The sequence below is a fragment of the Aeromonas sp. R6-2 genome, assembly GCF_040908155.1.
GTDB lineage: Bacteria > Pseudomonadota > Gammaproteobacteria > Enterobacterales > Aeromonadaceae > Aeromonas > Aeromonas schubertii.
Genome location: NZ_JBFODE010000044.1, coordinates 1 through 19,973 on the forward strand (window position 1 = coordinate 1; position 19,973 = coordinate 19,973).

At 60.9% G+C, this 19,973-nt stretch carries 17 protein-coding genes and 1 pseudogene; 12 read left to right on the forward strand and 6 right to left on the reverse strand.

The window, feature by feature from the left end:
* Window positions 1-228: pseudogene (locus AB5Y48_RS11470) on the forward strand (IS4 family transposase); the annotation flags it as partial.
* 45 nt (window positions 229-273) lie between these two features.
* On the opposite strand, the gene AB5Y48_RS11475 reads toward AB5Y48_RS11470, so the two are convergent.
* The 5 genes from AB5Y48_RS11475 to AB5Y48_RS11495 are packed head-to-tail and all read right to left on the reverse strand — an operon-like array spanning window position 274 to window position 6,224.
* Window positions 274-1,278, reverse strand: coding sequence for an ABC transporter ATP-binding protein (locus AB5Y48_RS11475; RefSeq protein WP_368164517.1), 1,005 nt, complete (start codon window positions 1,276-1,278; stop codon window positions 274-276).
* Window positions 1,275-2,267 (reverse strand): ABC transporter ATP-binding protein, encoded by a 993-nt coding sequence (locus tag AB5Y48_RS11480; protein WP_368164519.1) that lies wholly within the window; start codon window positions 2,265-2,267, stop codon window positions 1,275-1,277. The genes AB5Y48_RS11475 and AB5Y48_RS11480 overlap by 4 nt, the downstream gene beginning before the upstream one ends.
* A 10-nt stretch (window positions 2,268-2,277) precedes the next feature.
* Complete coding sequence (locus tag AB5Y48_RS11485; RefSeq protein WP_368164520.1) at window positions 2,278-4,095, reverse strand: extracellular solute-binding protein; 1,818 nt, start codon at window positions 4,093-4,095, stop codon at window positions 2,278-2,280.
* Window positions 4,096-4,151: 56 nt separating this feature from the next.
* Window positions 4,152-5,195: an ABC transporter permease gene (locus AB5Y48_RS11490; RefSeq protein WP_050665164.1), complete on the reverse strand. Its 1,044-nt coding sequence runs from the start codon at window positions 5,193-5,195 to the stop codon at window positions 4,152-4,154.
* A 3-nt stretch (window positions 5,196-5,198) separates the two neighbouring features.
* Window positions 5,199-6,224 carry an ABC transporter permease subunit gene (locus tag AB5Y48_RS11495; protein WP_050665165.1) on the reverse strand — a complete coding sequence of 342 codons (1,026 nt, stop codon included), beginning with the start codon at window positions 6,222-6,224 and terminating at the stop codon, window positions 5,199-5,201.
* A gap of 722 nt (window positions 6,225-6,946) precedes the next feature.
* Here AB5Y48_RS11495 and AB5Y48_RS11500 point away from each other — a divergent pair.
* From AB5Y48_RS11500 to rfaH, 11 genes are all read left to right on the forward strand, one after another.
* The gene (locus AB5Y48_RS11500; RefSeq protein WP_050665166.1) at window positions 6,947-9,514 is read left to right on the forward strand and encodes a TonB-dependent receptor; all 2,568 of its coding nucleotides are present in this window, start codon (window positions 6,947-6,949) and stop codon (window positions 9,512-9,514) included.
* Between the two features lie 110 nt (window positions 9,515-9,624).
* Window positions 9,625-10,386, forward strand: a complete 762-nt coding sequence (locus AB5Y48_RS11505; RefSeq protein WP_050665167.1) for a DUF3450 domain-containing protein — start codon at window positions 9,625-9,627, stop codon at window positions 10,384-10,386.
* Complete coding sequence (locus AB5Y48_RS11510; RefSeq protein ID WP_050665168.1) at window positions 10,386-11,753, forward strand: MotA/TolQ/ExbB proton channel family protein; 1,368 nt, start codon at window positions 10,386-10,388, stop codon at window positions 11,751-11,753. The genes AB5Y48_RS11505 and AB5Y48_RS11510 overlap by 1 nt, the downstream gene beginning before the upstream one ends.
* Before the next feature lie 10 nt (window positions 11,754-11,763).
* Complete coding sequence (locus AB5Y48_RS11515; protein ID WP_050665169.1) at window positions 11,764-12,291, forward strand: MotA/TolQ/ExbB proton channel family protein; 528 nt, start codon at window positions 11,764-11,766, stop codon at window positions 12,289-12,291.
* 54 nt (window positions 12,292-12,345) lie between these two features.
* Window positions 12,346-12,753, forward strand: a complete 408-nt coding sequence (locus AB5Y48_RS11520; protein WP_005346259.1) for a biopolymer transporter ExbD — start codon at window positions 12,346-12,348, stop codon at window positions 12,751-12,753.
* A gap of 15 nt (window positions 12,754-12,768) precedes the next feature.
* Window positions 12,769-13,404, forward strand: coding sequence for an energy transducer TonB (locus AB5Y48_RS11525; protein WP_050665170.1), 636 nt, complete (start codon window positions 12,769-12,771; stop codon window positions 13,402-13,404).
* Window positions 13,405-13,413: 9 nt separating this feature from the next.
* Entirely contained in the window at window positions 13,414-14,658 is a 1,245-nt protein-coding gene (locus tag AB5Y48_RS11530; RefSeq protein ID WP_060584394.1) for a lipopolysaccharide assembly protein LapB, read from the forward strand.
* 261 nt (window positions 14,659-14,919) lie between these two features.
* On the forward strand, window positions 14,920-15,963 hold the full coding sequence (gene metN, locus AB5Y48_RS11535; RefSeq protein ID WP_368164526.1) for a methionine ABC transporter ATP-binding protein MetN: 1,044 nt from the start codon (window positions 14,920-14,922) through the stop codon (window positions 15,961-15,963).
* Window positions 15,944-16,597 (forward strand): methionine ABC transporter permease, encoded by a 654-nt coding sequence (locus AB5Y48_RS11540; RefSeq protein WP_136612973.1) that lies wholly within the window; start codon window positions 15,944-15,946, stop codon window positions 16,595-16,597. Before metN ends, AB5Y48_RS11540 begins: the two co-directional genes overlap by 20 nt.
* 25 nt (window positions 16,598-16,622) lie before the next feature.
* Entirely contained in the window at window positions 16,623-17,423 is an 801-nt protein-coding gene (gene metQ, locus AB5Y48_RS11545) for a methionine ABC transporter substrate-binding lipoprotein MetQ (RefSeq protein WP_368164528.1), read from the forward strand.
* 94 nt (window positions 17,424-17,517) lie between these two features.
* Window positions 17,518-18,015: a transcription/translation regulatory transformer protein RfaH gene (gene rfaH, locus AB5Y48_RS11550; RefSeq protein WP_050665175.1), complete on the forward strand. Its 498-nt coding sequence runs from the start codon at window positions 17,518-17,520 to the stop codon at window positions 18,013-18,015.
* 2 nt (window positions 18,016-18,017) lie between these two features.
* On the opposite strand, the gene AB5Y48_RS11555 is transcribed toward rfaH, so the two are convergent.
* On the reverse strand, window positions 18,018-19,973 hold the full coding sequence (locus AB5Y48_RS11555; protein WP_368164529.1) for a methyl-accepting chemotaxis protein: 1,956 nt from the start codon (window positions 19,971-19,973) through the stop codon (window positions 18,018-18,020).

Below are 19,973 nucleotides of genomic sequence, written 5' to 3' on the forward strand. Positions count from 1 at the left end.
AGTCAGCTCAGTTTTCACATGGCATCGGTCTATCTCGTCCATGAGTTGAGCTGTATGCCGTTCATGTCACCAGGGAATATCCCTAAGCGGGTGGCGGAGTTGGAGAAACAAGCGGGGCAGTTTGTGTTACCCGATAGGATGGAGCGAAGTTACCCCCGCTGCGTGAAGCCAAGACCACAGAAGTACAGCGTAAAAAAATCCAATAAAAACAATGCCAGTCAGTCTTAACTGACTGGCATTAGGCCCAGGGCCCCATTATTTCATTCCATCACCTCAGATCGCGCGATCGAGGTACACCTGGTTATGCACCCCGCTGGCTGGCAGAGGGTGGTGACAGGCCACCTGGTGCCCCTCACCCGCGAGGGCTGGCGCCTCACTGCGGCAGCGCTCGCTCGCGTAGGGACAACGCTGATGGAAGTGGCAACCCGGCGGTGGTGCGATGGGAGACGGCACATCACCGGTGAGCAGGATGCGCTGGCTGCGCCGACGGGGATCCGGCACCGGGATGGCCGAGATGAGCGCCTGGGTGTAGGGGTGACGCGGCGCCTGATAGAGCTCGCTGGCCTCGGCCAGTTCGACCACCCGACCCAGATACATGACGGCGATGCGATCCGAGATGTGCTTCACCACCGACAGGTCGTGGGCGATGAAGATCATGGCAAGATCCATCTCCCGCTGCAGACTGAGCAGCAGGTTCACGATCTGGGACTGCACCGAGACATCGAGGGCCGAGACCGCCTCGTCACACACCAGCAGCTTGGGCTTGAGGGCGATGGCACGGGCGATGCCGATACGCTGACGCTGACCACCCGAGAATTCATGGGGATAGCGTTCGGCGGCGGTGGCGGGCAGCCCCACCTTCTCGAGCAGCTCGCGCACCCAGAGACGTCGCTCGTCACTGGAGCCCTTGCCGTGGATGATGAAGGGCTCCTCCAGGATCTGACCGACCGTGTGGCGCGCATTGAGCGACTCCATCGGGTCTTGAAAGACGATCTGCATCTCCTGGCGCAACGAGCGCATCTCCCGGGGAGAGAGGGTGGTGATGTCGCGCCCCTCGAAGGTGATGGATCCTGCGGTGGGCTCGAACAATTTGAGCAGGGTGCGCCCCAGGGTGGACTTGCCGCAGCCGGACTCCCCCACCAGGCCAAGGGTCTCGCCCCGGCGCAGGGATAGGCTGATGCCGTCGACCGCATAGACCTTGTAGTTGCGCTGCAAGAAGCCGCCGCCCATGGCGAAGTGCTGCTTGAGATCCGTGATGGTGAGCAGTGGCTGGGTCATGCTCTCACCTCCTTCCAGTGGTGACAGGCCACGCTGTGATCCCGGGCCAGCAGCTCGATGGCCGGCACCTGACCCACGCACAGCTCGGTGGCATGAGGGCAACGGTTGGAGAAGCGGCAACCGGCCGGCATCTCGGCGAGGGAAGGCACCTGCCCGCGGATGGTCTTGAGCAGGGTCTTGGGCTCGTCTTCGAGGCGCGGAATCGAATCCATCAGGCCATGGGTATAAGGATGGCACGGCCGCTCGAACAGCTCGAACACATCCGCCTGCTCCACGGCCCGGCCGGCATACATGACCACCACCTCGTCACACATCTCGGCGACCACGCCGAGATCGTGGGTGATAAAGAGGATGGCCATGCCATTTTGCTCTTGCAGCTCCTTCATCAGATCGAGGATCTGGGCCTGAATGGTCACATCCAGCGCCGTGGTGGGCTCGTCACAGATGAGCAGGGCCGGCTCGCAGGCCAGCGCCATGGCGATCATCACCCGCTGGCGCATGCCCCCCGACAGGTTATGGGGGTAGTTGCCGTAGCGCAGCTCCGGCTCCGGGATCCCCACCTTGCGCAACATGGCGATGGCCGCCTCCTTGCGCTGGCGCCGATCGTAGTCGGGGCGGTGCAGTTCATACACCTCGGCGAGCTGCTCCCCTATGGTCTTGACCGGGTTCAGGGCCGTCATCGGCTCCTGGAAGATCATCGAGATACGGTTGCCACGCACCTTGTAGAGCGCCTCGGTGGGCAGATCCAGCAGCTCTTCCCCCTCCAGGCGGATGGAGCCCCCCACCACACGGCCGTGGGGCTTGGGCAACAGCCCCATGACGGCGAGCGAGGTGACGCTCTTGCCACAGCCCGACTCACCGACGATCCCCAGAGTCTGGCCCGGACGCACCGCGAAGCTGACGCCGTCGAGAACCCTCACACAGCCATCATCGACGCTGAACTCCACCGCGAGGTCACGAACCTCGAGCAGGGGCTTGCTCTGCTCCATGCCCGCCTCCTCAACCATGCTGCCAGCTCTTGTCGACCAGCACGACCGGCTCCAGCGCCTTGCCGGAGGACTTGTCACTCATCACCTCTTTACGCTTGCCCTCGTCGATCCAGAGCAGGCCGCCGGAGCTGTGGGGATAACCGTCCATGGGCCAGTAGAGGAGATCCGGGGTGTTCTTGGTAGCCGGCACGGCGGGCAGCATCACATAGCGCCAGCTGGAGGCGCGCACATAGTTGAGGGCATAGCCGGGTACGAAGATGGCGAGATCATAGATGCGTTGCTGGATCTGGCGCGACAGGTCGGCACGCTTGTCCAGATCGAACTCCTTGCCATAGGCATCGATGAGCGCGTCGAGCGCCTTGTCGGCCACGTTGAAGAAGTTGTTGGTCTGGGGTTTGTTGGCGTTATCCGAGTGGAACGACTCCCAGTACTGGGGATAGAGGCCGCCGCCGCCCCAACCGAGCCAGGCCGCCTCGTGCTTCTTCTCCAGCATGGCCTTGAAGCCGGTAGCGCCATCGACCAGGTTGAGCTCGAGATCCAGGCCGGCGCGCTTGGCCTCCTCTTTGAGGAAGCTCAGCCGCTTGGCGTGTTCGGAGACGGTAAAGGTGACCGCCAGGGTGAGGCGCTCGCCCTTGTCATTGACCAGGATGCCGTCCGGCCCCTGCTTGGTGTAGCCGGCCTTGGCGAAGTAGTCACGGGCCTTCTGCACGTCGTAGGTACGCTCCGGCAACGTCATATCGGTGAAGGGGCCAAAACCCGAACCGAAGGTGGTGGCACGCACATAGTCACCGCGCAGCACGGTGGCGATCATCTTGTCCATGTTGATGGCGTGCTCGATGCCGAGGCGCACGTTGAGATCGGCAAGCCGGGGCACGGAGGTGTTCAGGTGCAGCCCCTGGCCACCCTGCTTGGTGTCGGTGTAAGCCATCACCTTCTGAATGTAACCCTTGTCGAACTCGGGTCCCTTGGCCTTCTCGTGCCACCAGGTGGGTTGGATCATCTCGAAGCTGTCGAGCTCCCCTTTCAGGAAGTGACGAAACGCTATGTTCTGATCGCGGATCACCTTGACGTGCACCTTGTCGATGTTGAAGCGGTGCTGGAAGAAGCGATCGTCCCTGGCCCACCAATCCTTCTGGCGGCTGAAGGTGACCGATTTTCCCTTCTTCACGTCGCTGATGACGTAGGGGCCCGTGGTCGGGACTATGGCCCAGTTGTACTGCTTCACCCAGTTGGGGGTGAGCTTGTAGAAGTGCTTGGGCTGGGGCCACAGCTCGGTGGTGTTGAGCAGATCCAGCTTGCCCTTGGCACTGCCCGCCTTGACCTTGATGGTGTGCTCGTCAACCTTGCTCACCTCGATCACTTCGGTGGTGTAGTAGTTGTTGAACCAGGGCCCCTTGATGTGGGGCGAGCGCATCATCTCATAGCCAAAGGTGTAATCCTCGGCCACCACAGGTTTGCCATCGGACCACTTGGCGCGCGGATCGAGCCTGAAGTAGACGGTCTGGTTGTCCGGGGCAATCGCCCAGTGAGTGGCCAGCGCCGGGATCGGGTTGCCGGTATTGGGGTGAAAGCTGATGAGCCGCAACTGGTTATCGAGAATAAAGGAGCGGAACGAACCGTTGGAGTCGGGCCCCACGGTGCGGAAAGTGAGCGGGAAGCTGTCCACGTAGAGGTTCAGCGTGCCCCCCTGCCTGGCGTCCGGCGAGGCGAACACGGGATCCGTGTCGTTGGTCTCCCAGGTGAGCCCTTCCGGCAGGGCCTCAGCCCACACCAGAGTCCCGTTCACCAGCAGCAAGAAGCCACCTATCCATTTGATTTTATTATTCATCCTTGAACTCCAGAGCGCCTGGTTGTGGCGCAGCACCAAATTTTGACGAGAGAGGCTTATTCGTAACGGGTGAACTTGCGCGGGTCGAATGCCTCACGCACCGCCTCACCGATGAACGAGACCATGATAAGCACGGCGCTCACCGCCGCCACCACAGAGCTCACGATCCAGATGGCGTCGAGGTTGTTGATCCCCTGGGAGAGCAGCTCACCCCAGCTCGGGGTGGGCGGCGCCAGACCAAAGCCGAGGTAATCGAGCGCAGTCAGGGTCGAGATGTTGCCGACCACGGCAAAGGGGGCCAGGGTCACCACCATCACCAGGGTGTTGGGCAATATGTGGTGGAAGATGATGCGCCCGGTCGCGGCACCTTGCGCCCGCGCCGCCATCACGTAGTCACGCGCCCGCTCCTTGTAGGTCAGGGTCCGCATATACCAGGTGATCCCCATCCAGCCAAACAGCACGTTGATGCCGACGAACAGGCCGAAGTTGGGCTTGGTGAGCGACACCAGGATCATGATGACGTAGAGGAAGGGGACCTGGGACCAGATCTCGATGAAGCGCTGCATCACCAGATCGAAGCGCCCGCCGAGGAAGCCCATCATGCAGCCGACGGCGACGCCGATGACGTAGCTCGCGACCAGGGCGATAAAGGCAAAACCGATGGCGATACGAAAGCCATACACCAGGCGCGCCAGCACGTCTCGTCCGCTGGTGTCGGTACCGAGGAAGTGGCGATCGAGAAGAGTGGGGGCATAAGGAGGATAGGCATCTTCCTTGAAGTCTTGCTCATAGGGGTTCCAGGGCACAGGGGGCAGCAGCACCCAGTCACCCTGATCCTCGGCGGCCAGCTTGGCCTTGAGCTGGCGATAGTTGGTCTCGTAGTCGTAATCGAGGCCGAAGCGGCTGCCCGGGATCACGTCCCCGTAGGTGGGGAAGTAGAGTTGCCCCTGATAGCTCACCACCAGGGCACGGCTGTTGACCAGCATCTCGGCGGCGCAGGAGAGCAGTACCAAAACCGAAAACAGGATAAAGGAGTAATAACCGCGCTTGATGGAGGCGAAGCGCTTGAGTTTCTTGCGGGTAACGGGACTCAGTTGCATGGCTTACTCCCCGAAGCGTACGCGTGGGTCGACCAGGGCGACACAGATATCCGAGAGGATATTGCCCAGCAGCATCAACACCGAGGTAATGGCCAATATGCCCATCACGGTCGGATAGTCGCGCTCGACGATCGCCTCGTAACCGAGCAGACCGATGCCGTCGATGTTGAAGATGGTCTCAATGAGGAAGGAGCCGCCGAAGAAGACGGTCAGCACGCTGCCAAAGTGGCTGGCGATGGGGATCAGGCTGTTGCGCATGGCATGACGGGTGACCGCCTTGCGAAACGGCAACCCCTTGGCCACGGCAGTGCGCACGTAGTCGGCCGAGAGGTTCTCCATCAGGCTGTTCTTCATGGTCATGGTGAGCACGGCAAAGTCACCGATGGCATAGGCGATGAGGGGCAGCAGGGCGTGGGCGAAGACGGTGCTCACCTTCTCCCAGTGACTCTCCAGATACTCGTAGTCATCGCCGGGGAAGCCGCCCATGGGGAGCCACTCGAGATGGAACGCGAAGACGGTGATGAGGAATATCCCCACCACATAAGCGGGCAGCGCATAGGCGGTATAGATAAACATGGAGCTGGCCGAGTCGAAGCGGCTGTTATGACGCAGCGCCTTGGCGATACCGAGCGGTATCGAGACCAGATAACTCAAGAGAAAGGTGGCGACCCCGAAGAAGGCGGTGACGGGCAGCCGCTCCTTGATGAGATCCCACACCGGCTCGTAGTAGCGGGTAGACTCTCCCAGATCCAGCTTCACCAGCTTCTGCAGCCACTCCCAGTAGGCCACCAGCATGGGCTTGTCGAGACCATAGAAGGCCTTGAGCTCTTCGATCTGTTCATCGGAAAGCGCCTGTGCCCCCTTGCTGGCGGTGGAGCGATGCCCCTCCCCCTGCGCGACCTGGGCCTGCAGCAACATGCGCTCTACCGGACCACCGGGAACGAAGCGGGTAATGGTGAAGACGAGCAGGGTGATGCCCAGAAACGTGGGTATGATGAGCAGTGCCCGACGTAGAAAATACGACAGCATGGCGTCTTGCGACCTCGTCCTTGTTGTTTTAATTAGCGATCAGTCAATTCCAATGACCAATCCATCCTTCCTGGCATTACTGACTGGGTTATCGGCCTGAACACAGACAACCCGCAGGGCCACTGTAAGAAGTTTGCAATAAAAATCAAGCACCATGAGTGCCATAAAGCGCCCAATGCAACTTTCTTCACGGAAGATACAATTTGAAACAAAATGCTAAATCGCCCCCATGACGGCTACGCGGTGAAAACGATTACCGGCGAGGCGACAGGCCTTGAATGGCGCCAAGAAACAAAGGTAAACAACTGTTTTAAAAGGATAAAAAGACCCAATAACGACAGGCGGGGATGAGAAGACGCCGCAGACACACAAAATTTTACAAAGACAAGATCAAAACCTACAAAATCAATACATCAATCTATTAATAGATAAAAAAACAGCATTTTTTAACCACAGACCCATTAATCAACAATAAGTTCCCTGTGAGTATGATCTTTGCAGACATCCGCCCGAACAGAGAAACTTAACCTCAGCTTAACCACTCAAATCAAGATAATTACCTACCCATCAATAAAACCACGACATAACACTCCAAAAACACTGCCGCATCCTTTCCGTTACAGCCACGTTGACGCACGACCGACAAACTTGATAAGCGTAATAGCCACCACCCGAGGGTGGACCGGAAGCAAACAAAACAAACAATCAGGAAGGATAAAGCGATGCTAAGGAAAAGCAGACTCTCTGCTGCGGTCGCGTTCGCCCTTGCGAGCGCCGCAGTAGTAGCCACCCCTGTCTCTGCCGCCGAAGAGGGGCAGAACGTCGAGAAACTCCAGAAGATCAAGGTGACCGGTTCCCGTATCTCCCGCGTTGACGTGGAAGGGGCCACCCCGGTAGTCTCCGTCTCCAAGGCCAAGATTGAGCAATCCGGTCAACAGACCGTGGCCGACTACCTGAAACAGGCCTCTTATAACTCCTTTGGCGGCATTTCACCGTCTTCCGGCAGCTCGGCCCAATCTCAGGCCTCCGTCGGTCTACGCGGTCTGGGCTCGGAGCGTACCCTGGTACTGCTCAACGGCAAACGGATCGCCGGCTCCCCCTCCATGGGCGGCACCTCCATCAACCTCAACACCATCCCGATGGCTGCCGTCGAGCGCATCGAAGTGAACCTGGACGGTGGCTCGGCCCTGTATGGTTCTGACGCCATCGGCGGCGTCATCAACGTCGTGCTCAAGGAAGATTTCGACGGCCTGCTGTTCCAGGGTCGCCTCGGCAGCCCCAGCGAAGAGGGCGGCGACGAGAAGAGCGGCTCCATCGTCACCGGCATCACAGGTGAGAAGGGCTCTCTGACCATGGTCTACGAGCATGACGTCAAGGACGTCATCTACATGCGTGACCGTGACTACCTCGCCAAACAGGGTGCCACTGCACCGAGCCTCTACGGCCGCAATATCAAGGGAACGGACCCTGTGACCGGCAAGCCGGTGACCAAGACCCTGGATGGTATCGATTGCGCCAACACAGGCCCGGGTTTTGTCACCAAGGGCACCGCCTGCCGCTTCGACTTCGCCCAGGTGGCCGCCCAGACCGCCTCCCGTACCCGTGACACCATCTACGTCAACGGCCGCTACCACATCAACGACAACGTGGACTTCGTGCCCCAGGTGATCGGCTCCCGGGTCACCAGTTTCGGCCGCTTTGCCCCGGCTGCCGCCCCCTTCACCGTTAAGGGCGGCACCGCCGGCGGCGATGCGGTGCTGGCCGCCAACGGCTTCGATACCGGTGTCGGCGAGAAGGCGACCGTCTACTACCGCTTCAGCAACGTCGGCCCCCGTGACAACGACGTCACCGACCTGACCGGCACCCTGAACCTCGGCTTCGAAGGCACGCTGCCGACCGAAGCCGTGGGGGATGTGGAGTGGAACGCGGGCTACATGTACTCCAAGACCGATAACAAGAACAAGGGATCCGGCTATGTGCTGAATCCGTCGGTCCAAAGACTGGTCGACAGCGGGGAGTTCAAGGACGGCGAGTTCTCCCCCAGCGCCACCAGCGACCTCTCCTACGACACCAGCCGCAACTCCAAGATGGACTTCTTCCAGTGGTACGGCGGTCTGGGGTGGGACATGGGCGAACTGCCCGCCGGCCCCGTCAGCTGGTACCTGGGTGCCGAGTACAACGACTGGAGCTACAGCGACACCTATGACAGCCAGTCTGCGGCCGGTAACGTGCTGGGCTCCTCCGGTAACTCCGGCAGCGGTGTGCGTGACGTCTTCGCCACCTACATCGAGAGCCTGATCCCCATCACAGAGCAGATCGAGCTGAACCTGGCCGGTCGTTACGACAAGTACAGCGACTTCGGCAGCGCCTTCTCGCCCAAGGCGAGCCTGCGCTACCAGCCGCTGGACAACCTGATGTTCCGTACCTCCTGGTCCCAGTCGTTCCGCGCCCCGGGTCTGGACGACCTGTACGCCGCTGATGCCGACTCTGCCGACTTCGCCAAGGACTACGTTGCCTGCCAGGCCAACGGTATCGCCAACTGCCCGGAAGAGCAGTACAGCACCGTCCGCCAGTCCAACAAGAACCTGAAGGAAGAGACCGCCGATACCTTTGGCATCGGTGTCGCCTACAACCCGCTGGATAACCTGAATCTGAGCCTCGATTACTACTACATCAAGATCGATGACGTGATTCAGCTGGCTACCACCCAGACCCAGTTCTATCAGGAGCTGAACACCGGCAGTAACCCGAACGTCATCCGTGATGCCAACGGTGACGTCGAGATGGTCTACGCCGGTATGGTTAACCTGGGTCAACTCAAGACCTCGGGCCTCGACTTCAAGGTGGACTACAAGTACGACTTCAACGTTGCCACCGTGCGCACCGACTTCAGCAGCACCTACATCCTCAAGTATGAAGAGGGTCTGTTTGCCGGTGGTCCCATGGTCGACAAGAAGGGCTGGAACGGTCGTCCCGACTTCCGCTTCAACTCCGGTGTCGGTGTGAACGTCCCCGAGTGGTGGAACTTCGACGCCTACCTGAGCGCCAACTACATCGACTCCCAGAGCCAGGATTACGTGGATGGTCAGGAGACAGGCCACATCGCCTCCAACACCACCTGGAACCTGAACCTGGCCGTCGACACCAGCTGGAACGGCAAGATCCAGGCCGGCGTGAAGAACATGTTCAATCGTGGCCCCTCCCTCTCGGATGATGGCTTCACCTACGACGACTACCTCTACAGCATCGACGGTCGCGTCTACTACATCGACTACACCCAGAAATTCTGATAGGCCAACCCGCCTGACAGAACCAAGGCCGGCCCCATCGGGCCGGCCTTACCCCAGGTCCAAGGAAGTGATGGAGATAGGGTAATCCTATGAAAACAAGGACTATTACAATGAAAAAAGCGCTCCTCGGCAGCCTGATCTCGGCCGCCCTGTTGACCAGCTTTGCATCGAGTGCCGCCCCGGCCAACCAGGCCGTCGACACCCAAGCCGCCACCAATCAGGCCGCCAAGGCCTCTCAGCAAAAAATCGATAACTACGCCGAGGCAGCCGACACCGCCCTGGCTCAGTACAAGGCCGCCCTGCGCCAGCTCGACAGCCTCAAGGCTTACAACGAGCAGGTCGCCAAGATGGTCGACTCCCAGCAAGGAGAGCTCGTCTCCATGCAAAAGCAGATCGAGCAGATCGATCAGACCAGCACCGAAGTGGTGCCCCTGATGCTCAAGATGATCGACTCCCTGGAGCAGTTCGTCGCCCTGGATCTGCCGTTCCAGAAGGTGGAGCGCGAAGACCGCGTCGCCGCCCTGACCGACCTGATGAACCGGGCCGACGTCACCATCTCCGAGAAGTACCGCAAGATCCTGGAAGCCTACCAGATCGAAGAGGGCTTCAGCCGCACCATCGAGGCCTACAAGGCCAGCCTGGAGAAAGATGGCAGCGAGAAGACTTATGAGTTCTTGCGCGTGGGCCGCATCGCCCTGCTCTATCAGTCCCCGGATGGACAAGAGACCGGCATGTGGAACAAGAAGACCCGCCAGTGGGAGCCCCTGCCCGATGAGTACCGCAGTGCCGTAGAGCAGGGCCTGCGTATCGCCAAGAAGCAGGCGCCTCCCGCCCTCATCAAGCTGCCGGTCCAGACTGCGGAGAAAGCATAATGAAAGGAATCAAACATGCCGTCGCCGCGCTGATCGCCGGCGCCACCCTCTTTGCCCTGCCGACCACGGCGGCAGAGAAACCGGTGGATCTCAACGCCCTGCTGAGCCAGATCAAGAGCGAGAGCGCCGCCGAAACCAGGCTCAACGCCGACCGCGAGGCCCGTTTCCTCGCCGACAAGAACCAGCAGGCCTCCCTGCTGGCCAAGGCCCAGGCCGATCTCAACGCCGAAATCGCCCGTGGCGAGCAGCTCAAGACCCGCTTCGATGCCAACGACAAGCAGCTGACCGAACTCACCGATACCCTGCGCCAGCGCGCCGGCAACATGGGTGAGATGTTCGGGGTCTTGCGTCAGTTCGCCGGCGAGTTCAAGGGGATCTTCAACGCCTCGGCCCTGCGCCTGCAGCACCCGGATCAAGCCCAGCTGCTGACCAAACTGGCCGAGAGTAAGGAGCTTCCCTCCTCCGACGAGCTCTCCCTGTTCTGGACCACCATCCTCAGCCGCATGGTCGATGCCGGCAAGGTGACCCAGTTCCCGGCCACCATCGTCTATGGCGAGGGTAACCAGGCCGAGCACACCGTCACCCAGATCGGTGAATTCAACACGGTCGCCGACGGTAAATACCTCACCTTCGTGCCCGAAACCGGCAAGTTTGAACAGCTCGCCCGCCAGCCCGACAGCGCCGTGCTCAAGCCGGTTGCCGACTTCGAGCAGGCTGATAGCAGCGTCAAGCCGCTCTTTATCGACCCCTCCCGCGGGGTGATCCTCTCCCTGCTGGTGCAATCCCCGACCCTCAAGGAGCGTATCGACCAGGGGGGTGCCGTCGGTTACGTGATCCTGGCCCTGGGCGCCCTGGGTGTGCTGCTGGCCCTCTTCATCGGTGCCCGCCTCTCCCTCATCGGCAGTGCCATGCGCAAGCAGCTCAAGTCTGACGCCGTGATCGAGGGCAATGCCATCGGCGAGATGCTGGAGGCCTACCAGGGTCACCGCGGCGACAATATCGAAGATCTCGAGTCCAAGCTCGACGAGATCATCCTGCGCAACGTGCCCAAGCTCGAGAAGGGGATCAGCATCATCAAGCTCATCGCTTCGGTCGCTCCGCTGCTGGGTCTGCTGGGTACCGTGGTCGGTATGATCGCCACCTTCCAGGCCATCACCCTGTTCGGTACCGGTGATCCCAAGCTGATGGCCGGCGGCATCTCCGAAGCCCTGGTCACCACCATGCAGGGTCTGGTCGTGGCCGTGCCCATGCTGTTCCTCTACACCCTGGTTAACACCCAGAGCCGTCGCCTGATCCAGGTGCTGGAAGAGCAGAGCGCCGGTTTCGTGGCCCGTTATCAGGAGCGCCTGCACGCCAAGGCAGCCTAAGGAGTCATCCATGTGGTTCTGGTTGATTGAGGAAGTGGAGTCCGTCCGCCGGTTCCTGGGACTGGGTGGCGACGTCTTGGTCGCCATCTTCTTCCTGACCCTGCTGATGTGGGCCCTGCTGCTGGAACGCTGGTTCTATTTCGTGACCGTTTATCCGAAACAGGTGAGAGAGACCAAGAAGTCCTGGCTGGCGCGCACCGATCACCTCTCCTGGTCTGCCAAGCAGATCCGGCGTGAGATGGTCTCCCACGTTGCCATGGCGGTGGACAAGGGGATGCCGATCATCAAGGTGTTGATCGCCCTCTGCCCCCTGATGGGACTGCTCGGCACCGTAGTCGGCATGGTTCAGGTGTTCGATACCCTGGCCGTGACCGGTACCGGTTCGCCGCGCGCCATGGCCTCGGGCATCTCCAAGGCGACCATACCGACCATGGCCGGCATGATCGCCTCTCTCTCGGGTCTGTTCTTTGTTAATCAGCTCGATCACAAGGCCAAGCTGGCCGTCGACAAGCTGGAAGACAACCTGAAACACGGTTAACGCAGGAAGCACTGGCCGGGGCAGGGCCCCGGCCATGAGCAAGGAGTATTTGCGATGAGAAAACGCTATAGCGATAGCGGCGCCGACGAGGCCGCCATCGATCTCACCCCCATGCTGGACATCGTCTTCATCATGCTCATCTTCTTTATCGTCACCACCTCCTTCGTGAAGGAGGCCGGTGTCGAGATCAACCGTCCCAGCGCCAACACGGCCGAGACGGTGAAGAAGGGCAACATCATGGTCGCCGTGCGTGAGAACGGCCAGGTCTGGGTCGACAAGCGTCAGGTCGAAGTGGGTGCCGTGCGCGCCAACATCGAGCGCCTGCGTGCCGAAAACCCGGAGAGCGCCGTGGTCATCCAGGCCGATACCGAGTCCCGCTCCGGTATCGTGGTCGAGGTCATGGATCAGATCCGCATGGCCGGCGTGCAGAACATCTCCATCGCCGCCAACAAGGAAGGCTGATGCCAGGAGGCGACAATGAGATATCTGATATCCCTCCTGGTCTCGTTTGTGGTGGTGTTTGGCCTGTTCTGGGGAATGAACAGGCTGGTTAACCAGCACAGGGGTGAGTTGATCGAGAAGGAAGACCCGAGCATGGTCGACTTCATCCGCATCAAGCCCCAGGAGACCCTGCAGGAGAAACAACGCGAGCTACCCAAGCCGCCTCCTCCCAAGCGTCCGCCGCCCCCTCCCGAGCTGGAAGTGGCAAGCACGGATCGCCCCAAGATGGAGAGCGCGCCCATGGACATGCCCAAGCTCGATCTGCCGGTCAACATCGGTGGTGGCAACGCCCTCGGTGCCTACAGCACCGGTACCGGCGGCGGTGGCATAGGTGGTAACAACGGAGCGATTCCGCTGGCGACCTTCGAGCCCATGATGCCCCGCAAGGCGGCCCTGGCCGGGCTGGCATCGGGCAAGGTGATACTCGAGTTCACCGTTACCGAGCGCGGTACGGTCAACAACATTCGCGTCGTGCGCGAGGATCCGCGCAGCTACGACCTTGGCAAGGAAGCCAAGAAAACCGTAGCCAAGTGGACCTTCAAGCCGGCCATGGTGGATGGCAAGCCCCAGGCCAGCCGGATGCAGCAAGAGATCGAGTTTGCGGTCAACTAAGGAGTGGCGATGAAAGGATGGAAACAGTGGGGCCTGGCCCCGGTCGCCCTGGCGGTGCTTATCAGCACCGCCCCCTTGGCGGCAGAGCAGCCGGCCCTGTCGGATCGCGCCTACCGTGCGGTCAACAAGGCCCAGGAGCTGATCACCGAGAAGAAATATGGCGAGGCCAACGCCAAGCTGCAGGAGGCGCTCTCGGGCGCCGGCGAGCGCATCTACGACAAGGGCGTCATCTTGCAGACCCTGGGCTTCGTGGCGGCGCAGCAAGAAAAGTACGGCCAGGCCACCAAGTACTTTGCCGCGGCGATCGCCACCGGCGGTCTGCCGGCACCGGTCGCCCAGCAGGTACGCTATAACCTGGCCCAGCTCTATATGGCGGAAGGCAACTTCCAGGCCTCGGTGAAGACCATGAAGGAGTGGTTTGCCAATCTCGGCAAGGATGAGAAGCCCACGCCTCACGCCTACATCACTCTGGCCAACGCCCACGTTCAGCTCAAACAGTACAAGGAGGCCATCCCGGCCGCCGATCAGGCGATTCGCCTCTCCGGCGCCAAGGCCCCCGAGTCCTGGTATCTGTTGAAGATGGGTGCCCATTACGAGCTCAAGCAGTACAAGCAGGCCACCGAGGTGCTCACCGCCCTGGTCGGCATGTTCCCGGAGAAGAAGAAGTACTGGATGCAGCTGTCGGCCATGAACCAGCAGGCCGGCAATGACACCAAGGCCCTGGCCGCTCTGGAGAGCGCCTACAAGCTGGGTATGCTCACCGAGTCGGCCGAGCTGCTGCGCCTGTGCAACTATCTGGCCTTCAACGGCATTCCCCATCGGGCTGCCCGCGTGATGGAGAAGGGGATGAAGGATGGCGCCATAGAGCAGAGCGCCACCAACCTCAAGACCCTGGCCAACTTCTGGCACCAGGCCAAGGAGATCAACCCCGCCATCGATACCCTGATGGCCTCTTACCGCAAGGCGCCGAGCGGCGAGCTGCAGCTCAAGATGGCACGCATGATGGTACAGGCCAAGCGCTACGGGGATCTGGTGACCCTGGCTGGCAAGCCGGCACCCGGTGCCAATGGTGAGCAGCGTGCCGAGCTGCGCTTCCTCTCCGGTGTCGCCCTGTTCGAGCAGGACAAGCCCAAGGAAGCCCTGGCCGCCTTCTCCCAGGCCGCCCAAAACGGTGTCATGAGTGGCCGTGCCACTCCCTGGATCACCTTCCTCAAGGAACAAAATAGCGAGCTGCAGGAAACCGCAGCCCAATAACCACTACAGAGCGGCCCGCGCCAGCGGGCCCACCCTTTGCCTTGGTGGCAATTGACCGCTCTCCGGAGCGGTCTTTTTTATGTTTCCAGGAAACATCGGCAAGAGATGTTTAGACGTCCAGACGTAAAAACATTCGTTGACATGGCCATCCAGACATCTTAGCATCATCCACTACTCAGGCAGGGTCTGACCGCCATTCCTCTGCCCAATTTTTCAGCGACCAGTCCCCCGTACTGCGACGCTCTCGACACGGATGATTTCATGATTAAATTGATCGATCTGAGCAAGGTATATGGTCACGGCAACGATGCCGTGCATGCCCTGCGCGAGGTGAGTCTGGAGGTGCCACAGGGCAAGATCGTCGGCGTCATCGGCGCCTCGGGGGCCGGCAAGAGCACCCTGATCCGTTGCGTCAATCTGCTCGAGCGTCCCACCACGGGCCAGGTCGTGGTCGACGGCACCGATCTCACCGCCCTGCCCGAAGGGGCACTGACCCTGGCTCGCCGCCAGATCGGCATGATCTTCCAGCACTTTAACCTGCTCTCGTCGCGTACCGTGGCCGGCAACGTCGCCTTCCCCCTCGAGCTGGCAGGATGGGACAAGGCCCGCATCGCGGCCCGGGTGGCCGAACTGCTCGCCCTGGTGGGACTGGAGCACCGCGCCCAGGCCTATCCGGCCGAGCTCTCCGGCGGGCAGAAGCAGCGGGTGGCCATCGCCCGGGCCCTGGCCCCCTCCCCCAAGGTGCTGCTGTGTGACGAGGCCACCTCAGCCCTCGATCCCCAAACGACCCAGTCGATCCTGGCACTGCTTAAAGAGATCAATGCCAAGCTGGGGCTGACCATACTGCTCATTACCCACGAGATGGAGGTGGTCAAGCGCATCTGTGACGAGGTCGCCATCATCAGCGACGGCAGGCTCATCGAGCGCGGTGAGGTGGCCTGGTTCTTTACCCATGCCAAGACAGAGCTGGCCCGGGACTTCATCCGCTCCACCATCCATGTGGCCATTCCCGAGGAGTATCAAGCCAGGCTGGTGCCCGAGCGCATCGAAGGGAGTTACCCTCTGGTCAAGCTGGGCTTCACCGGCAACACGGTCGATGCCCCCCTCATCTCGGAGGTGAGCCGCCGCTTCGGTATCGACATCAGCATCCTCTCCGCCAACATAGAGTACGCAGGCGGGGTCAAGTTTGGCTTTATGCTGGCCGAACTGTTTGGGGATGCCGGCCAGTGCGAATCGGCCCAGGCCTTCTTTATCGAACATCATATTCAACTGGAGGTGCTGGGCTATGTCCGAAGCCATGGTTAATCTGCTGATCTCCGCCCTGGGTGACACCCTTATCATGGTGCTGGCGTCGGCCTTGTTTGGTTCTTTACTCGGTCTGCCACTCGGAATTGCACTATATGTGACCAAATCGGGCCAGATCCTAGCAAACCAAAAACTCAATCAAATCCTGGCCATGGTGGTCAATATTGGTCGCTCGGTGCCTTTTATTATCCTGCTGGTTGCTATCACACCAATGACCAGAGCCATCACCGGCACCAGTATCGGCACTATCGCTGCAATTGTACCGCTCACCATAGGTGCAGTTCCTTTTATTGCACGCATGGTCGAAGGGGCCTTGATGGAGGTTCCAGACGGCTTGGTGGAAGCGGCTCGCGCCATGGGGGCCAAACCGCAGCAGATCATCACCAAGGTACTGTTACCCGAGGCCCTGCCGGGGATCCTAAATAGCATCACGATTACGTTAGTCACTTTGGTTAATTACACCGCCATGGCTGGGACCATCGGGGGAGGTGGCTTGGGTGATGTTGCTATCAACTATGGCCACTATCGCTATGACGCAGTTGTTATGTGGGTCACAGTGATGATTCTGGTCGTGTTGGTTCAATCTATTCAGAGCGCGGGTGAGCGCCTAGTTAAAAAATATGATCATCGTTAATCATGGATTTCTAACAGGAGGTTTTATGAAATTAGGAGTTATATCTGTTGCAGCCGCCCTGCTGGCCGGTCTGGTACTGGCCGGCTGCGGTCAGAAGGAAGAGAGCAAGGTACTGAAGGTCGGCGCCATCGCTGGGCCAGAAAGCGAGCTGGTCGAGACGGCCGCCAGGGTGGCCAAGGAGAAGTACGGCCTGCAGGTCGAGGTGGTGACCTTCTCCGACTACGTCACCCCGAACGTGGCCTTGAACGATGGCAGCATCGATCTCAACGCCTTCCAGCACAAACCCTACCTGGATGCCCAGGTCAAGGATCGCGGCTTCAAGCTGGTGCCGGTCGGCAACACCTTCGTCTATCCCATCGCCGGCTACTCCAAGAAGATCAAGTCCCTGGACGAGCTTAAAGAGGGTGCTCAAATTGCAGTGCCGAAGGACCCCACCAACCTGGGGCGCTCCCTGATCCTGCTGGCCAAGCAAGGGCTGCTGACCCTCAAGGACAACGGCAACCTCAACGCCACCGTACTCGACATCGTCGCCAACCCGAAAAACCTGAAGATCGTCGAGCTGGATGCCGCTCAGCTGCCCCGCTCCCTGGAGGACGTGGATCTGGCCATCATCAACACCACCTTCGCCAGCCAAATCGATCTCACCCCGAACCGTGATGGCCTCTTCGTCGAAGACAAGGAGTCCCCCTACGTCAACCTGATCGTGGCCCGCGAGTCCAACAAGGACGAGCAGAAGGTCAAGGAGTTCGTGCAATCCTTCCAGACCGACGAGGTCTACAAGAAGGGTGACGAGCTGTTCAAGGGTGGACTGGTCAAAGGCTGGTAATTCACCAAACGACCCGACAAGGCCACGTTTAACGTGGCCTTTTTGCTTCCAATCGCTATCATATCGACAGGAATAGCCGCACAATTTCACTCTTATGCATCAATGGTATCTGGCCTACTGCAAAGCCAAGGAAGAGGGGCGCGCCGAGGCCAATCTGAAAATGCAGGGCATCGAGTCTTACTACCCCATGGTCGAGGTGGAGAAGATCAAGCGCGGCAAGCGGGTCAAGGTACGCGAACCCATGTTTCCCGCCTATCTCTTCATCTATGCGGATCTCGAGGTGGTGACCCCTCTGAGCATCAAGTCTACCCGGGGCATCGCCCGCATCATCCGCTTTGGTGAGGAGTGGACCCCCATCCCCAAGCAGCTGGTCTATAGCCTGATGAGCCAGGATGACAGCGACGAGGCGAGGGCCAAGTATGCCGAGCTGCCGAGCCCGGGAGACAAGGTACTGATCGAATCAGGCCCCTTCCAGGGGATAGAGGCCATCTATCAAGAGCCGGACGGCGATCAACGGGCCATACTGCTCATCCATCTGCTCAACAACGAAACCCCTGCCAGCATCGCCAACCAGGAGTTCCGCCGTCTCTAGGCTCACTCCAGCGTAAAACGTCCCAGCATCTCACGCAGCCGGCCGGTGTTCTCACCGAGCCGGTGTACCACCCGGTTCCCCTCTTCCCCCCGATCTCCTGCCTGCTGACAGAGGCGCGCCATGTCGGCCAACCGCTCGGCGACCGACGTCGCCACATCCGATTGCTGATGGGTGGCCGTATCGACCTCGGCCAGTCCCTGGGCCAGAGCTCGTACCCGCTCGGCCGTTCTGGCGAGCAGTTGACTGGCCTGTTGCACCGCTGCTTCGCCACCGGCCACCAACTCGGTTCCTCTGGCCACCGTCTTGGCCGTGGTGCGGGTCTGCTCCTGGATCTGCTGAACGCTGGCGGCAATCTCCCGGGTCGAGCCCTGGGTGCGCTGGGCCAGCTGGCGCACCTCGTCGGCCACCACCGCAAAACCACGCCCCTGATCGCCGGCCCGGGCCGCCTCGATGGCCGCGTTGAGGGCAAGCAGGTTGGTCTGCTCGGCGATGGAGGCAATGACCCCCGTCACCTGGCCAATCTGTTCACTCTGACCACGCAGCGCCCCCATGGCGCCGTTGGCCTCCTCGATCATGGCCGAGACCGCCTCCATGGCCCGGGTCATCAACCCCAGGCTCTGTACCACCTCACCCAACCCGACCTCGGTCGCCCTCGCCTCACGGGCCGTCTGCTCCACCGTGCCGGCAATGCCACGCGCCGCCCCCGAGATGTCGCTCATGGCCTGCGCCACCTGCTCGGACTGGGCCATCAACTCCCCCAGCAGCTGGCGCAGGGAGGTAGAGAGGGAGGCCACATCTCCCCCCGCCTCATCCACCCGCACCACCAGTCCCTGCAGGCCCGAGACCAGCTCTCTGAGTTGCCCCGTCATGCGGTTGACGGCAGCGGTCAGCAGCCCCAACTCGTCTCTGTGGCGACTGTCGAGGGGGGAGAGGGGCAGATTCCCCTCAGCCACCGACTCGGCCCGGCGAACCAGCGGATCGATCCCCAACCCCACCCGCCGTGCCAGCCAGATGGCGATGCTCATACCCAGCAACAGGGTGCTCAGGGTCACCATCAGCAACAACAGCGAGATGGTGGCGCCTGTTCTGGTCAGGGCCTCGGATATCTCGCGCACCGAGCCTTCGGCCTGGAGCACCCGCTGCTGCGCCTCGCCCACCAGCTGCTGCTGCCTCGGCTCAACCTGACTCGCCATCAGGTGGTTGGCCCGGTTCCAGTCTGGCGCCTGACGCAGGGAGATCACCTGCTCCACCAGTTCGTCGAAGGGGGTCATCATCTCCTTGAAGAGAGGCCAGAGATCCCGCTGGGTCTGACTCATCTCCGCGTTGCGGGCGTCGAGCTCGGTCACCCGTTGCCGGTGGAAGGCCTGATAGTCACGAAACTTCTGCAAGTAGTCGGGTGAGCCGGTGATCAGGAAGTCGCGCAGGGCGGAGAGGGCATTGGATAGGCTGTTATAGGCATCCCCCACCAATTTCAGAAACTGGCGGCGGTCGCCAGGCAGGGAGCCCGCCGGCGCGGCCACCTCCTCGTTGGCGAGGGACTGCAACTGATCGAGGGCCGCCTCGGCCAGGGGGCCGGCCTCTTGCAGCATCAGGGTATGGGCCGGCAGGTTCTCGTCGCTGTGGGCCAGTTGCCACACCTGCTCTTGCAAGGGGCGCATATCCCCGGTATTGGCGCCGGTCTGCTCGAGGTCCTGCCAGGCCTGTTGCCACTCCTGTTGCAGTCGCTTCGCCTGCTCCGGCTGAGCACCGAGGATGAGGTAACCACGCAGTGAAGAGACCGTCGCCACCAAAGCCTTCTGACTCGCCTCACCCCGTTGCAGGGTGGGGAGCGCCTCATCGAGCAGACGCTGCTGCGCCTCCTGCATCTGGCGTTGCTCCCCGTAGATAAGCAGCGAGCCCGCCAGCACCATCAGATTGATAACACCAAATCCTGCCAGTAGTTGATGCACTATTTTCAT

Excerpts from the sequence above, each read along its gene's own strand:
- AB5Y48_RS11475 (WP_368164517.1), bottom strand. The coding sequence starts at position 1,278 with ATGACCCAGCCACTGCTCACCATCACGGATCTCAAGCAGCACTTCGCC.
- AB5Y48_RS11480 (WP_368164519.1), bottom strand. The coding sequence starts at position 2,267 with ATGGAGCAGAGCAAGCCCCTGCTCGAGGTTCGTGACCTCGCGGTGGAG.
- AB5Y48_RS11485 (WP_368164520.1), bottom strand. The coding sequence starts at position 4,095 with ATGAATAATAAAATCAAATGGATAGGTGGCTTCTTGCTGCTGGTGAAC.
- AB5Y48_RS11490 (WP_050665164.1), bottom strand. The coding sequence starts at position 5,195 with ATGCAACTGAGTCCCGTTACCCGCAAGAAACTCAAGCGCTTCGCCTCC.
- AB5Y48_RS11495 (WP_050665165.1), bottom strand. The coding sequence starts at position 6,224 with ATGCTGTCGTATTTTCTACGTCGGGCACTGCTCATCATACCCACGTTT.
- AB5Y48_RS11500 (WP_050665166.1), top strand. The coding sequence starts at position 6,947 with ATGCTAAGGAAAAGCAGACTCTCTGCTGCGGTCGCGTTCGCCCTTGCG.
- AB5Y48_RS11505 (WP_050665167.1), top strand. The coding sequence starts at position 9,625 with ATGAAAAAAGCGCTCCTCGGCAGCCTGATCTCGGCCGCCCTGTTGACC.
- AB5Y48_RS11510 (WP_050665168.1), top strand. The coding sequence starts at position 10,386 with ATGAAAGGAATCAAACATGCCGTCGCCGCGCTGATCGCCGGCGCCACC.
- AB5Y48_RS11515 (WP_050665169.1), top strand. The coding sequence starts at position 11,764 with ATGTGGTTCTGGTTGATTGAGGAAGTGGAGTCCGTCCGCCGGTTCCTG.
- AB5Y48_RS11520 (WP_005346259.1), top strand. The coding sequence starts at position 12,346 with ATGAGAAAACGCTATAGCGATAGCGGCGCCGACGAGGCCGCCATCGAT.
- AB5Y48_RS11525 (WP_050665170.1), top strand. The coding sequence starts at position 12,769 with ATGAGATATCTGATATCCCTCCTGGTCTCGTTTGTGGTGGTGTTTGGC.
- AB5Y48_RS11530 (WP_060584394.1), top strand. The coding sequence starts at position 13,414 with ATGAAAGGATGGAAACAGTGGGGCCTGGCCCCGGTCGCCCTGGCGGTG.
- metN (WP_368164526.1), top strand. The coding sequence starts at position 14,920 with ATGATTAAATTGATCGATCTGAGCAAGGTATATGGTCACGGCAACGAT.
- AB5Y48_RS11540 (WP_136612973.1), top strand. The coding sequence starts at position 15,944 with ATGTCCGAAGCCATGGTTAATCTGCTGATCTCCGCCCTGGGTGACACC.
- metQ (WP_368164528.1), top strand. The coding sequence starts at position 16,623 with ATGAAATTAGGAGTTATATCTGTTGCAGCCGCCCTGCTGGCCGGTCTG.
- rfaH (WP_050665175.1), top strand. The coding sequence starts at position 17,518 with ATGCATCAATGGTATCTGGCCTACTGCAAAGCCAAGGAAGAGGGGCGC.
- AB5Y48_RS11555 (WP_368164529.1), bottom strand. The coding sequence starts at position 19,973 with ATGAAAATAGTGCATCAACTACTGGCAGGATTTGGTGTTATCAATCTG.